Source organism: Thermococcus sp. 4557 (assembly GCF_000221185.1).
Classification (GTDB): Archaea; Methanobacteriota_B; Thermococci; order Thermococcales; family Thermococcaceae; genus Thermococcus.
Window position 1 is genome coordinate 1,540,888 of sequence record NC_015865.1, and the last position, 13,491, is coordinate 1,554,378.

The 13,491-nt window shown below is 58.5% G+C and carries 17 protein-coding genes; 6 read left to right on the plus strand and 11 right to left on the minus strand.

Going from position 1 to position 13,491, the window contains the following annotated elements; genetic code table 11:
* Positions 1-56: 56 nt before the first annotated feature.
* From porB to GQS_RS08130, 7 genes are all read right to left on the minus strand, one after another.
* A complete protein-coding gene (porB, locus tag GQS_RS08100) occupies positions 57-1,052 on the minus strand; it encodes a pyruvate synthase subunit PorB (RefSeq protein WP_014013200.1) in 996 nt (331 codons plus the stop codon).
* A gap of 10 nt (positions 1,053-1,062) precedes the next feature.
* Positions 1,063-2,247, minus strand: coding sequence for a pyruvate synthase subunit PorA (porA, locus tag GQS_RS08105; RefSeq protein ID WP_014013201.1), 1,185 nt, complete (start codon positions 2,245-2,247; stop codon positions 1,063-1,065).
* 11 nt (positions 2,248-2,258) lie between these two features.
* Complete coding sequence (porD, locus tag GQS_RS08110) at positions 2,259-2,576, minus strand: pyruvate synthase subunit PorD (protein WP_014013202.1); 318 nt, start codon at positions 2,574-2,576, stop codon at positions 2,259-2,261.
* A gap of 61 nt (positions 2,577-2,637) precedes the next feature.
* The gene (locus GQS_RS08115; RefSeq protein ID WP_014013203.1) at positions 2,638-3,573 is read right to left on the minus strand and encodes a 3-methyl-2-oxobutanoate dehydrogenase subunit beta; all 936 of its coding nucleotides are present in this window, start codon (positions 3,571-3,573) and stop codon (positions 2,638-2,640) included.
* A gap of 5 nt (positions 3,574-3,578) precedes the next feature.
* Positions 3,579-4,766, minus strand: a complete 1,188-nt coding sequence (porA, locus tag GQS_RS08120) for a 2-ketoisovalerate ferredoxin oxidoreductase subunit alpha (protein WP_014013204.1) — start codon at positions 4,764-4,766, stop codon at positions 3,579-3,581.
* A gap of 10 nt (positions 4,767-4,776) precedes the next feature.
* Entirely contained in the window at positions 4,777-5,094 is a 318-nt protein-coding gene (locus GQS_RS08125; RefSeq protein ID WP_014013205.1) for a 3-methyl-2-oxobutanoate dehydrogenase subunit delta, read from the minus strand.
* Positions 5,095-5,136: 42 nt separating this feature from the next.
* A complete protein-coding gene (locus tag GQS_RS08130) occupies positions 5,137-5,694 on the minus strand; it encodes a pyruvate/ketoisovalerate ferredoxin oxidoreductase subunit gamma (RefSeq protein WP_014013206.1) in 558 nt (185 codons plus the stop codon).
* Positions 5,695-5,917: 223 nt separating this feature from the next.
* Between GQS_RS08130 and GQS_RS08135 the strand changes: the two genes are divergently transcribed.
* On the plus strand, positions 5,918-6,880 hold the full coding sequence (locus tag GQS_RS08135; protein WP_014013207.1) for an inorganic phosphate transporter: 963 nt from the start codon (positions 5,918-5,920) through the stop codon (positions 6,878-6,880).
* Here the strand turns inward: GQS_RS08135 and hflX are convergent.
* Positions 6,836-8,146 carry a GTPase HflX gene (gene hflX / locus GQS_RS08140; protein ID WP_014013208.1) on the minus strand — a complete coding sequence of 437 codons (1,311 nt, stop codon included), beginning with the start codon at positions 8,144-8,146 and terminating at the stop codon, positions 6,836-6,838. The genes GQS_RS08135 and hflX overlap by 45 nt on opposite strands.
* A gap of 98 nt (positions 8,147-8,244) precedes the next feature.
* Here hflX and GQS_RS08145 point away from each other — a divergent pair, with 98 nt between their 5' ends.
* Complete coding sequence (locus GQS_RS08145; protein WP_238515740.1) at positions 8,245-8,616, plus strand: carboxymuconolactone decarboxylase family protein; 372 nt, start codon at positions 8,245-8,247, stop codon at positions 8,614-8,616.
* Positions 8,617-8,655: 39 nt separating this feature from the next.
* Here the strand turns inward: GQS_RS08145 and GQS_RS08150 are convergent, their stop codons facing one another.
* Entirely contained in the window at positions 8,656-8,991 is a 336-nt protein-coding gene (locus GQS_RS08150; RefSeq protein WP_014013210.1) for a nascent polypeptide-associated complex protein, read from the minus strand.
* A 58-nt stretch (positions 8,992-9,049) separates the two neighbouring features.
* On the opposite strand from GQS_RS08150, the gene GQS_RS08155 reads away from it, so the two are divergent.
* Positions 9,050-9,262: a hypothetical protein gene (locus GQS_RS08155; RefSeq protein ID WP_148236385.1), complete on the plus strand. Its 213-nt coding sequence runs from the start codon at positions 9,050-9,052 to the stop codon at positions 9,260-9,262.
* Between the two features lie 7 nt (positions 9,263-9,269).
* Here GQS_RS08155 and GQS_RS08160 read toward each other — a convergent pair whose 3' ends face one another.
* Entirely contained in the window at positions 9,270-10,298 is a 1,029-nt protein-coding gene (locus GQS_RS08160; RefSeq protein WP_014013212.1) for a lipopolysaccharide assembly protein LapB, read from the minus strand.
* Positions 10,274-10,810: a methylated-DNA--protein-cysteine methyltransferase gene (gene otg, locus GQS_RS08165; protein ID WP_014013213.1), complete on the minus strand. Its 537-nt coding sequence runs from the start codon at positions 10,808-10,810 to the stop codon at positions 10,274-10,276. Before otg ends, GQS_RS08160 begins: the two co-directional genes overlap by 25 nt.
* A 53-nt stretch (positions 10,811-10,863) precedes the next feature.
* Here otg and GQS_RS08170 point away from each other — a divergent pair, with 53 nt between their 5' ends.
* The 3 genes from GQS_RS08170 to GQS_RS08180 are packed head-to-tail and all read left to right on the plus strand — an operon-like array spanning position 10,864 to position 13,370.
* Complete coding sequence (locus tag GQS_RS08170) at positions 10,864-11,778, plus strand: 2-dehydropantoate 2-reductase (protein WP_014013214.1); 915 nt, start codon at positions 10,864-10,866, stop codon at positions 11,776-11,778.
* Positions 11,779-11,794: 16 nt separating this feature from the next.
* Entirely contained in the window at positions 11,795-12,442 is a 648-nt protein-coding gene (locus tag GQS_RS08175; protein WP_014013215.1) for a TIGR00153 family protein, read from the plus strand.
* A gap of 13 nt (positions 12,443-12,455) precedes the next feature.
* The gene (locus GQS_RS08180; protein WP_014013216.1) at positions 12,456-13,370 is read left to right on the plus strand and encodes a hydroxyacid dehydrogenase; all 915 of its coding nucleotides are present in this window, start codon (positions 12,456-12,458) and stop codon (positions 13,368-13,370) included.
* Positions 13,371-13,491: the final 121 nt, after the last annotated feature.

A 13,491-nucleotide genomic window follows, 5' to 3' on the forward strand; every position in this document is an offset into this window, starting at 1 on the left:
GCTGACGTTGCATCTCTTTTAACTGCATCAAAATGGGGAAACAAAAGGGGAGGAGCTCACTCCTCCGGCTTCGGGAGGGTGACCTCGACGCCGATGGTCCTCCACATGGCCTTGATCTGCTCGCGCATGACGTCTATAGCCTCGGGCTGCTTGAAGAGGTGCTTGAACCTGCCCTGGAGCTTGAGGTACTCCTCGATGGGCTTCTTGAACTCGATGGCAACAACCCTGCCGCCCTCGCGCTTGACCTTGGCGCCTCCTCCCGGAGCCTGTATCTTGATGTTCCAGATGTCGCCGTTCTCGATCTCGAAGAGCGGCCAGACACCGGTCTCGATGGCGAGCCTGGCTATCTCGACACCCTTCTCGAGCGGGCTCTTCCATCCGGTCGGGCAGGTACACTGGACCTGGACGAAGGCCGGGCCGTCCACCTTGGCGGCCTTCTTCATCTTCTTGACGAAGTCGAACGGGTTGCCTATGCTGGCGGTCGCGACATAGGGAACCTGGTGGGCGGCGGCGATGAGGGCGACCCACTTCTTGGGCTTGTCCTCACCGATGGAGTACTTGCCCGGCGGGCTGGTGGTGGTCCAGGCACCGTAGGGGGTGGAGCTTGACCTCTGGATTCCGGTGTTCATGTAGGCCTCGTTGTCGTACATGAGGTAAACGACGTTGTGCCAGCGCTCGAGCATACCGCTGAGGGCCTGCATACCGATGTCAGCTGTACCGCCGTCACCGCCTATGGCGAGTATCTTGCCCTTCCTGCCGAGCTTCTTCCAGGCGGCCTCGACACCGCTGGCTGCAGCAGCGGCGTTCTCGAAGGCGACGTGGACCCACGGGGCCTTCCAAGCGGTGTACGGGAAGACGGCTGAAACGACCTCCATACATCCGGTGGCCTGGGCTATGGCAAAGGCGTTCGGGTCGCCGTACTTCTCCTCCATGGCCTCGCTGAAGGCCTTGGTTGCAAGCCTGAGAGCGGTGGCACAGCCACAGCCGGCACAGGCGGCGTGACCGGGTGCCCAGTACTCGCGAGTGGTAATCGGGGGTTTTCTAACGGCCATCTTCATCACCTCACAGAATCTCCTTCCTCAGGCCGATCCAGTTGACCTCATCAACGGCCTCTCCGTTGAGGGCCTTCTGGGCAATCGCGAGGGCCTCGTCGAGGTCCTTGAAGGTGACGTCCCTTCCTCCAAGGCCGAGGATGAAGTCAACGATCTTCGGCTTCTCGCTCTCGTTGATGAGCGCCCTGCTGAAGTCCTGGAAGAGGGCTCCACCGACGCTGAAGGTGACATTCTTCTCGAGGAGCGCGAGAACCTTCGCCTTCTTGGCGAGCGCGCGAACCTCCTCGATCGGGAACGGTCTGTAAACGGTCATCTTGGCCGCGCCGACCTTGATGCCCTGCTCGCGGAGGTGGTCGACGTACTCCTTAACGGTTCCGGCGAGTGAACCCATGGTGACAAAGATTATCTCGGCGTCCTCGGTCCTGTACTCCTCTATCTTCTGGTACTTCCTGCCGAACTTCTTCTCGAACTCCGCGAACGCCTCGTCTATGACCTTCCTGGCGTTCTCGTTGGCCTCCCAGACGGTGTACCTGGCCTCCATGTAGTGGGCCGGGAAGGCGAGGGTGCCCTGGGTTATCGGCCTGGCCGGGTCGAGGTAGGCGTACTTCGGCTCGTACTCGCCGAGGAACTCGTCGACGAGCTCCTGGTCCGGTATCTCGACCGGCTCAACGGTGTGGGTCAGGATGAAGGCGTCGAATCCAACCATCGCCGGAAGAAGGACCTTCTCGTTCTCGGCGACCTTGTATGCGATGAGTATGAGGTCAAGGGCCTCCTGGTTGTTCTCGGCGTAGAACTGAAGCCAGCCGGTGTCGCGCTCGCTGATGGTGTCCTGCCAGTCGTTCCAGATGTTGATCGGAGCGCTCAGGGAGCGGTTTCCGACGGCGATGACTATCGGAAGCCTCATGCCTGCGGCTATGAAGAGTATCTCGTGCATGAGTGCCAGACCCTGGGAAGCGGTCGCGGTGAAGGTTCTGACTCCAGCCGCTGATGCACCGACACAGGCTGAAATCGCCGAGTGCTCGCTCTCGACCTTGATGAACTCGGCGTCGAGCTCTCCGTCGGCGACGAACTCACTGATCTTCTCCGGAACGAGCGTTGACGGGGTAATCGGGAACGCCGCTATGACCTTCGGCTTGGCGAGCTTGGCCGCCCAGGCGGCAGCCTCGTTGGCCTTCATAACCTTTCTTATCGGCATCTTTCACCACCTCACTTGCTCTCCCTAACCATTATGATAGCGTCGGTCGGGCACTCGTTCGCGCAAACTCCACAGCCCTTACAGTAGTCGTAGTCGAAGACCGGGTAGTTCTCCTCGTCGAGGTAGATAGCCGGCTCCGGGCAGTAGATGTAGCAGAGGTAGCAGCGGACGCACTTGTCCCGGTTGAACTCGGGCATGAAAACACGCCAGGAACCGGTCTTGTTTATGACGCTGCTCCCAGGGATGGTGGCTATCGCTCCAGGGGTCATCTTTTCGCTATACTCCTTCTGAACCCTCTCTATGTCGGCCTTAAACGGACTCTCGGCCATGCTTATCACCTCGGGTGAATTATCAGATGGAAACTTAAACCTTGGGGTAAAGATGGAAAGCTCAGCCGAAGATCTCGGCGAGCTTCTTGAGCTTCTCCCACTCGTGGTTGACCCACTGCTGGAGGATCTCAATGTCCTCCTTGGTCATGTACTTGAACCTGCCCTGGTACTTGAGGAACTCCTCTATCGGCTTCGGCTCCTTCTTCGGTGAGGGCATGTTGATCTTGTACTTTCCGTTCTCGTACTCGAAGAGCGGGAAGTATGCGGTCTGAACGGCGAGCCTCGCGAGCTCGATGCTCTTGTCGGTCGGTGAGCGCCAGCCCGTTGGGCATGGACTGAAGAGCTGTATGAAGCTCGGTCCCGGGGTGTCCCTGGCCTTCTTGAGCTTCCTTATGAAGTCCTCCGGATAGGCGACGCTTGCGGTGGCAGCGTAGGGTATCTCGTGGGCGATGACGATGTCGATGACCTTCTTCTTGTGCCTCTTCTCGAGGAAGTGCTTCTTTCCGCCAGGGGTGTTGGTGGTCCAGGCACCGTAGGGAGTCGAACCGGACCTCTGGATTCCGGTGTTCATGTAGGCCTCGTTGTCGTACATGATGTAGAGCGCGTCGTGGCCCCTCTCGAGGAATCCGCTGAGGGCCTGGAGACCTATGTCCGCGGTACCGCCGTCGCCGGCCCAGCCGACGACCATGACGCCGTCCTCACCTTTAACCTTGTAGCCCTTGACCTTGAGGGCCGCCTCGATACCGCTCATAACCGCACCGGTGGTCTCAAAGGCCGTGTGGAAGAGCGGGGCGTCGAGGGTTGAGTACGGCCACGCACCGGCTATGATGGTCGAACAGCACGCGGGGATTGTGAAGATGGTCTTCTTGCCGTAGGTCTTGAGCACGTAGCGAAGACCCAGGGAAGCGCCACATCCCTGGCAGGCGGTGTGGCCTGCGTAAAAGTGCTCATCAGCTGGAATGCTCAACCTCTTCTTAACGTTCTCGGGAATCTCCATCTTTCTCACCTCTTAAGGTGGTACCAGTCCACCTCTACATCAAGCTCTCCCTTATCGATGATTGCCTTCATGTTCTCGGCGATCTTCCTGACGTCGTTTACGGTGAAGTCCCTTCCTCCAAGGCCGACGATGTAGTTCTTCATGAGCGGCTTTGCGTCGGTGTTGTAGAGCACTCCCTTGGCCTCGTTGAAGAGTATGCCCTCCTGGCCGAAGGAGAAGTTCCTGTCGAGGACCGCTATGGCCTGGACGTCCTTGGCGAGCTCGTAGAGCTCCTCGCTCGGGAACGGCCTGAACCAGCGCACCTTGGCCGCGCCGACCTTGTAGCCCTCCTCGCGGAGAACATCGACGGCCTGCTTGACGGTTCCCATGAGCGAGCCCATACCCATGAAGACGAAGTCGGCATCCTCTGTCCTGTAGAGCTCGATCATCTGGCTGTAGTCCCTTCCAAAGCGCTCGCCGAACTCCTTGCCGACCTCGTGGATGACCTTCTTGGCGTCTTCCATGGCCTTGGCGAGCTTGTAGCGGAACTCGTAGTAGTCGTTCGGGGTTCCGAGGGCACCCACTGATATCGGGTTGTCGAAGTCGGTGAGGGTGTAGAGCGGCTTCCTTGGCGGGAGGAACTCATCAACGAGCTCCTGGGGAATCATCTCGACGACGTCGTAGGTGTGGCTCAGTATGAAGGCGCTCTCGATGACCATGGCCGGGAGGTTGACGGTCTCGGCTATCTTGAAGGCCATCAGAACGCCGTCGTAAACCTCCTGGTTGTTCTCGGCGTAGAACTGCATCCAGCCGGTGTCTCTCTGGGAGAGGCTGTCGGTCTGGTCATCCCAGACGCTCCACGGCGGGGCCATGGCACGGTTGACGTCGACCATGACTATCGGGAGCCTCGCGCCGGCGGCCCAGTGGAGCATCTCGTGCATGAGTGCCAGACCCTGGGCGGAGGTTGCCGTGAACGCCCTTGCGCCGGTTGCGGAGGCGCCTATGCTGGCCGCCATGGCGGAGTGCTCGCTCTCGACGGGGACGTACTGGATGTTGTCAATCTCTCCGTTGGCTATGAACTCGGCTATCTTCTCAATGATGCTGGTCTGAGGGGTGATCGGGTAAGCCGCGACGACCTCAACGCGCGCGTGCTTAACGGCGTAAGCGGCCGCGTAGTTACCGCTCACGACCTTCCTAACGGGTTTGTACTCCATAACCAACACCTCACTTCTCCTCTTTCTCCATGGTTATTGCCTTGGTCGGGCACTCGTTCGCACAGATGCCGCAGCCCTTACAGTAGTCGTAATCAACTCCCACGTAGCCGTCCTCGCGGATGAATATGGCCGGCTCCGGGCAGAACTTCCAGCAGATGTAGCACTTGACGCACTTGTCGTCATCGATGACCGGGATGAATGTCCTCCAGTCTCCAGTGAAGTTGCTGAGGGTTGTTCCCAGACTCACCGGGGCCTCTGGATACTCGTCCACGCTCTTGAGGACGATCTTGGTGGCCCCTTCTTTCTTTTCACCGAACAGCGTGTTCAACCTTATCACCACCTTGTTTGGGTTAAGGGTAAGGAAAGAAGATCAGAGCTCGTAGATGACGGTCTTGTTAAAGGCTTCCTCTGCGGCCTTGGCGTTCTTCTCTCCGAGGGCGCCGGAGAAGACGTCCTGGATGGCCTTCTGGACGTGCTCGAGGCTGACGACACCGGTGGCCTTGGAGACCGCACCGAGGATCGAGGTGTTGGTGATCGGCAGTCCAAGGACGTCGAGGGCTATGGTGGTGGCGTCAACGAGCGCGAGCTTGGCCGGCTTCTTCTTGAGCTTCTCAAGGACTTCCTCCTTGCTCTTCTCTGTGTTGATGATGACTATTCCGCCGTCCTTGAGACCGGCGGTGACATCGACGGTGTCGAGAAGGCTCGGGTCGAGGACGACCACGATGTCCGGCTCGTAGATCTGGGTCTTGATCCTTATCGGCTTCTCGTCGATCCTGGTGAAAGCGGTAACTGGCGCTCCACGCCTCTCAACACCGAAGAACGGGAACGCCTGGACGTACTTGCCCTCAAGGAAAGCAGCCGAGGCTAGTATGTTGGCAGCGGTAACGGCACCCTGTCCACCTCTACCGTGAAAACGAATCTCGATCATCTTCTCTGCCTCCTTAAATTTGTCAAAGTTTATTCATCCAATGCATTTATTTAAGTTTCGGTATTGGCTTAAGCTCCCTTCGGCAGCTGTCTTTGGGTAGGCGTGAACGTTGTCAGTCGTCAATGGTAAAAAGCGGTCATCGTTTCCCGAAAAAAGTTCGCCCGCTAAATTTTTAAATCCATAAACTACAGGCTGGTATATAGACTATATAGCGGTGGTTAAAATGGATGGCCTGGCGGTAGCGGCGATAGCAGTAGCGTTTTACATTGCATGGAACATAGGCTCCAACGATTCGGCCAACGCCATGGGCACCGCGGTTGGGGCCGGAATACTGAGCTTCCGCCAGGCCACGCTCACGATAGCGATTTTCGTCCTCATGGGGGCCTACCTCAGGGGATACAAGGTCATGAAGACCGTCGGGAAGGGCATAGTGCCCGAGGGCTACCTCACGATGGAGATGGCGGTTATAGCGCTCCTCGCTGCGGGGGTCTGGGTCACGATAGCGACGGTCAAGGGGCTTCCCGTTTCCACGACCCAGGCCATAGTTGGAGGCGTCATCGGAGTTGGCCTGGCCACCCACGCCCCCGTGAACTGGTACACCCTCACCAAAATCGCCGCCGCATGGGTTGTTTCTCCCGTGCTCTCGGGCCTGCTTGCGATAGTCCTGTACAGGTTCTACTCCCTCGTGGTGTCGAGAATCGGCAGAGTCTCTACCATCGAATCCCTCTACAAGGCCCTGGCGATACTCGGCGGTTCGTACATGGCCTTCAACTTCGGAACCAACGAGGTGGCCAACGCCTCCGGACCCCTCGTCGGCGCGGGCTTCATGGAGCCGAAGGTGGCCGGAATCTTCGGGGCGATAGCGCTCTCCCTCGGCGCCCTCACCTTCAGCTACGCGGTGATGCACACCGTCGGGAAGAAGATAACTGCCCTCGGCCCGATCTCGGCCTTCGCGGCCCAGTTCGGCTCGGCCATCGCCGTCAGCCTCGCCAACTTCTTCGGCCTCCCTGTAAGCTCGAGCCAGTCCATAGTCGGGGGCGTGGTTGGTGTGGGCCTCCTCGCTGGCCAGGGCGTTGAGAAATCTGTTATCAGGGATATAGTCTTCGGCTGGGTCGCGACGCCGCTAACGGCGGTTATACTCTCACTGGCCATCTTCAAGGCCTTCTCCCTTGTGGGGCTGGTTTAACCGCCGTATCCCCACGCCGAGCCTCGTCAGCTCCTTTATCATCCCAGTCTGTATGTAGGCCTCTATCCTGGTTTCCTCTCCGTATTCCACGTCCAAAACCTCGCCGATGGCGTTTATCAGGGCCATGACCCCCGGCACCTTCTCGGGCTCGCTCACGGTTATCTCGAAGGCACCGTACTTCGGCAGGGTCAGCACGGCGTCCTCGAGCGCACCGTAAAGCTCCTCAAGCTCCCCCAGCTTCGCGGAGATCGACACCACTCGGCGGAGGTTTATGCCCCTCTCCTCCGCTATCTCCCTAACCCTCTCGGCCTTGTCGCGGACGTCTTCCCCGCTGGTCAGGTCCATCTTGTTGAGTGCAACCACCATAGGCCTGTCCAGGGTTTTTAACTCCCTCAGGACGCCAAGGGACGCCAGGAATTTTCTTCTTATCTCCCCCCAGGGTTCGCTGGCATCCAGGACGAGCAGGATTATGTCCGCCTTCACTATCTCCTCGAGGGTCGAGTGGAAGGCCTCGACTATGAACGGCGGCAGGCCGTCGATGAAGCCAACTGTATCTGTCACGAGAACCCTCTTCCCGCCGAGCTTGAAGCGCCTCGTCGTCGTGTCCAGGGTGGTGAACATCTGGTTCCTCGCCTCTATATCCTCCCCCGCGAGGGCGTTGAGAAGGGTAGATTTCCCGGCGTTGGTGTAGCCGGCGAGGGCGATGAGTATGAAGCCAACCTCCTCGCGGCGCTTCCGCTTCACCTCTCTGTCGGCTTTGACCCTCTCCAGCTCCCGCCTTATCCTGCCCATTCGGTAGCGGATGTGCTTGAGGTACTGCTGGGTCTGATACTCACCCATTCCCTTGAAACCCGCCCTGTCGCCAAGCTTGATTCTCCTAATCGCCTCCTTCACGAGCGGAACCTCGTACTGGAGGCTCGCCAGCTCCACCTGAAGCTTGGCCTCCTTTGAGTGGGCGCGTTTCTCGAAGATTTCGAGAACAAGCTGCCAGCGGTCGATTACTTCAACGCGGAGCTCCTTCCAGAGGTTGTACGCCTGGCTCGGGCTGAGCTTGTTAGCGAACACAACCTTGTCCGGTTCCAGCTCCCGAACCAGCTCCTTGAGCTCCTCCAGCTTTCCCTTTCCGATGTTGTACTTCGGGTGCTCCTCCCTGTTCTGCTCGAGTATCGCCACTACCTCATAGCCGGCGCTTCTCAGCAGCTCCTCGAACTCCTCGCGGCTAACCCTGTCCCGCCTGGATTTTCTTATTACGCCTATGGCCCTCATCGGTCATACCTCTCCCCAGGGGTTTATAGTCTTTTGGAACGGCCGGTTTTTAACCTAAAGTTTGAGATACGCCTTTAAACTTAAAACGCGAGTTACTGATGGTGGTTACCATGGATTACGACGATGTTAACGTCAAGCTTGGGGAGATAGAGGAGCTCCTCGACAGGCTCGGGAAGGAGCACCCAAAGGAGATATCGGCCTTCTCCCGCTTCCTGCGTGAGACCCTCGACAACAAGGCCCTGACGACGCGCGAGAAGGAGCTCATAGCCCTCGCCCTCGGCATATCCGCGGGCTGCGAGTGGTGCATCTACCTCCACACCCAGAAGGCCCTCGCCGCCGGTGCAAAGCCAGAAGAACTCATCGAGGCCGGTCTCGTCGCGGTTCTCATGGCCGGCGGCCCCGCCCTGATGCACCTCATACCCCTTATGAAGGCTATAGAGACCTTCCAGAAGGAGAAGGGAGAGGAGTGAACCTCAACGTTTTCGTTTTATTTTCCTCTTTGTTCTGCATCATTCCTCGGTCAGCTTCAGTATTGCCTCCGCGAGGTCGCCGTTTGCCTCTTCCAGGGCCTTCTTTGCAGTCTCGTAATCGACGCCTGTCTGCTCCATGACGAGCTGGACGTCCTCCTCCGATACCTTCACGATGGCCCTGACCTCCTCACTTCCCGGGACGATCTGATAGCTCTTCTCGCCCTGCGCGGTTATTATCGTGATGACCGGCTCCTTAAGGACTATCTCCTTGTTCTCCATCCTGATTATGACTTCCTCAACCCCATCGAGCTCCTCCATTTTGATGCCCATCTGGCGCATGAGCTTCTTCATCTGCCGCGGGTTCATCCCCATCATCGCTACCACCTGGGGAGAGTTCCACTCTGATTTTAAAAAGGTTGGCAAGGTTTTTCAGGTGCTCCGCAAAATCCCCTTCGGTGGGAGCATGGCTTACATCCCCCGGACCGTTCCCACGGATTTCCAGGTTGTATTCGGCTTCCTGGCGGTAGCCCTGATTCTCCTGGCGGCCTGGCTCTTCTTCCGCTGGATGAAGCGGTACGCTGAGAGAAAGGAGAGGGAAATCGAGAAGGAACTCGAGGAATTGGAGGAAACGGGGGAAGTGTATTAGTCTGGAACTACTCCACATTCTCCTCCGGGAAATTCGAGGTCTCCTCGTTGGCCCTCATTATCTTTGCCCTGTACTCCTCGTACCTCTTCCTGGCCTCTTCCGCCTTCTCCGTCTCGCCCAGGTAGTCGTAGGCCTCGGCGACGTGCTTCCACCACATGGGGTCCTGCTCGGCCTCCTTCAGGCAGTACTCGAGGAACTTCTCGTAGGCTTCCCTTGCGAGCTCCTCCTTCCCGAGCTTGCGCGCTATGTTGCCGACGTCCTCGTAAAAGACACCCTCCTCTTCTGCCTCCTTCTGGTAGTACTTGAGGGCCCTTTCCCAGGCCTCCCTGGCCTTCTCCTCGTTGCCCAGCTCCTCGTAGAGCTTTGCAACGTCCTCCCAGAACCAGGGCTCCTCCTCGGCGTAGCGCTCGAGGGCTTTAGCGGCCCTCTCCATGTTCCCGGCTTTCTTCCAGTACTCGTGGGCCTCCTTCAGGTAGTAGGTGTCCTTTTCCTTGTCGTAGAGAGCCTCGTATATCTCGGCGGCCCTCTCGTACTTCTCGGCCTTCTCGTAGGCCCAGGCGGCGCTCTCCATCCAGCCGAGCTTCTCGTACATCTCCGCCGCCTTCAGGTAGTTCCCGGCCTTCTCGTACTTCCTTGCCGCGGCTTTGTACTTGCCCGCCCTCTCCAGATTCTCGGCCGAACGGAAGCGGTCCGCGAGACCGAGGTCGGGCTCGCTGATGTACCAGATTCCAAAGGCGACGATCGCTATGAAGAAGACGATTATCCCGGCGACGACGTTGAGGCTCCGCCAGGTGGCGCTCAGGTAGAGGCCGTAGCCGCTTATGGCCGTGAAGATTGCCAGTATCGTCCCGTACTTCCAGCTCTCGGCGTAGAACGTCAGTCCCGTGAAGAAGAGCAACATCAACGTGACGCCGAGGAAGCCGAGGGTGAGTATCACCTGGAGCAGCAGCTTCCAGCCGCCGTACCAGACTATTCCAGCGGCTATTGCTAGGATTGCTATCATGAAACCGATCAGGTACGCTTTGAGCTTGTCCATCCTTCCACCCCCTCGATTTCGAGCAGGAAGACCTTTTCGTCCAGTCGCGGAGTGTAGTAGCCGATGCCGTCGTGGGCAACGACGCGATGACAGGGAACAACGATGGGATAGGGGTTCCTCCTCATCGCCCCGCCTATGGCCCGCGGTGACGTGCCAATGGCCCTGGCAAGGCCACCATACGTTATAACACTCCCTCTTTTAACGTTTTTCGTGAGCCACTCGTAAACCCTCCTTTCAAAGGCCGTTACGCCCTCAAAGGAGAGCTCCGGCAGAATTTCGGAGTTGCTCACCCTGCCGATGATGACGTCCCTGACGAGGGCCGGGTAGTCCGACCTTTCGCGTTCGATACTGACGTCCACACCCCGTTTCCTTAGAAAGCCCGTGAGGCGGTCGAGGTTCCTCTCGAACTGCTCCCCGTCCAGCGCGAAGGTTATTCCCTGAACCCCGCCCTCAAAAAGCACGGCTATCCAGACGTCTCTGTTTGCTATCCGAAACTTCTCAACGCTCAGCATAATACCATCGGTAACGCTTTAAGGGTAGCGCTTTAAACGGTTGCGGTGGTGGGATGAAGATTTACGTGCTCGGGGCCGGAAGCATAGGCTCGCTTTTTGGCGCGCTCCTCTCGAGGGCGGGGAACGAGGTCACCCTGATAGGAAGGGAAAACCAAGTGAGGGCGATAAACGAGAACGGTCTGCACGTCTCGGGGGTTGAGGAGTTCACGGTTCATCCCCGGGCCAGCCTCACCGCCCCGGATGAGCCGCCGGACCTGCTGATTCTGGCCACGAAGTCGTACTCTACGAAGACCGCCCTGGAGTGTGCCGGGGGATGCATAGGGCCGGATACGTGGATACTCAGCGTGCAGAACGGCCTCGGCAACGAGGAGCTGGCCCTTAAGGTGACCGGAAAGGTCATCGGCGGGGTGACCACGAACGGTGCCATGCTCGTTGAGTGGGGCCACGTGCGCTGGACCGGGCGCGGACTCACGGTTATCGGGATGTATCCGACGGGTACAGACCCCTTCGTGGAAAGGGTGGCCGAAGTTTTCAGAACTGCTGGCCTTGAAACGTCCGTTACGGAGCACGTTATCGGCTGGAAGTGGGCGAAGGCCATAGTCAACTCCGTCATCAACGGTCTTGGAACCGTTCTTGGAGTGAAAAACGGTGTGCTGAAGGACGACCCCTATCTCGAAGCGGTGTCCGTGGACCTGGCGCGCGAGGGCTGCCTCGTGGCCCAGAAGCTGGGTGTGGAGTTCGAAATACACCCCCTTGAGCTCCTCTGGGATACGATAGAGCGAACGCGGGAGAACTACAACTCAACGCTCCAGGATATACGGCGCGGTAAGCGGACCGAGGTGGACTACATCCACGGAAAGATAGTGGAGTACGCCCACTCGGTGGGCCTGGAGGCGCCCAGAAACGAGCTTTTGTGGGCCCTGATCAAGGCCAGGGAAAATCTAAATAAACCGAATGGTGAAGTATAGACTGGAGGGGTCGAAGATGCCCATATTCGGGGGTAAGGAGAGCAGCGTTTTTGAGGCCATAGACGAGCACCTTGAGGTCGTCAGCGAGTCTCTTGTCGCCTTCAGGGAGCTGGTTGATGCCTACCTCGATGGAGATTTTGAGAGGGCAAGGGCCTTTGAGAGGGAGGTTGACCAGCTGGAGAGCAAGGCCGACACCCTCAGGAGGGGCATAGAGACGATGCTCTACGAGGGGGCCTTCCTGCCTGCCAACAGGGGAGATTACGTGAGGCTGAGCGAGCTCATTGACCAGGTCGCCGATGCCGCGGAGAGCGCGGCCCACACCCTCATACTGGCCAAGCCGAAGGTTCCGAAGGAGCTGAGGGCCGAGATCCTGAGGCTCGTGGAGTCCGCCGTTGAGACCTACGGGGTTCTCGTTCAGGCGGTGAACGCCATGAACTCGGACGTTGACAGGGCGATAGAGCTTGCCAAGGCCGTGGAGGATGCCGAGGAGATGGCCGATGAGGTCGAGTACGACGTCAAGGGCAAGGTTTTTGAGAGCGAGACCATTACAACCTACGCAAAACTCGTCTGGAACCAGATACTGACGAAGATAGGCGACATAGCAGACAGGGCGGAGGATGCATCCGATCAGGTCATGCTCATGGCGATAAAGAGAAGGGGATGAGGTGATGGAAATGGTGAAGGTTTTGGTTGCGGCGCCGCTGCACGAGAAGGCAATCGACGTTTTGAAGAACGCCGGTTTTGAGATTGTTTACGAGGAGTATCCCGATGAGGCCCGCCTTCTGGAGCTCGTCGGGGACGTTGAGGCTATAATAGTCAGGAGCAAGCCGAAGGTGACCCGGAAGGTCATCGAGGCCGCCCCGAAGCTCAAGGTCATCGGAAGGGCCGGCGTCGGTCTGGACAACATCGACCTTGAGGCCGCCAAGGAGCGCGGAATAAAGGTCGTGAACAGCCCGGGCGCCTCGAGCAGAAGCGTTGCCGAGCTCGCCGTTGCGCTCACCTTCAACGTGGCCAGGAAGGTCGCCTTCGCCGACAGGAAGATGCGCGAGGGAACCTGGGCCAAGAAGCAGGCCATGGGAATCGAGCTTGAAGGCAAGACCCTTGGAGTCGTCGGCTTCGGAAGGATAGGCTACGAGGTCGCCAGGATAGCCCACGCCCTCGGCATGAAAGTCCTGCTCTACGACCCCTACCCGAACGAGGAGAGGGCTAAAGAAGTCGGTGGAACCTTCGTCTCCCTTGAGGACCTCCTCAGGGAGAGCGACGTCGTCACGCTCCACGTTCCGTTAATAGAGCAAACCTACCACCTCATAAACGAGGAGCGCCTTAAGCTCATGAAGCCGACGGCGATACTCATAAACGCGGCCAGGGGAGCGGTTGTCGACACAAACGCCCTCGTCAGGGCACTCAAAGAAGGCTGGATTGCCGGTGCCGGCCTGGACGTCTTCGAGGAGGAGCCGCTCCCGGCCGACCACCCGCTCACCAAGCTCGACAACGTTGTCCTGACCCCGCACATCGGCGCCTCCACCGTCGAGGCCCAGATGCGCGCTGGAGTCCAGGTTGCGGAGCAGATAGTAGAGGCTCTGAAGGGCTGATGCCCTTCTTTTCTTAGTTCATCTTGGGTTCTCGCAAACCTTTACCAGTATACTGGTAAAGTTCGCCGGAAAAGTTTGCCAGTATGGTGGTAAACTTTTGCAGTCCTTTCTATAACCATTC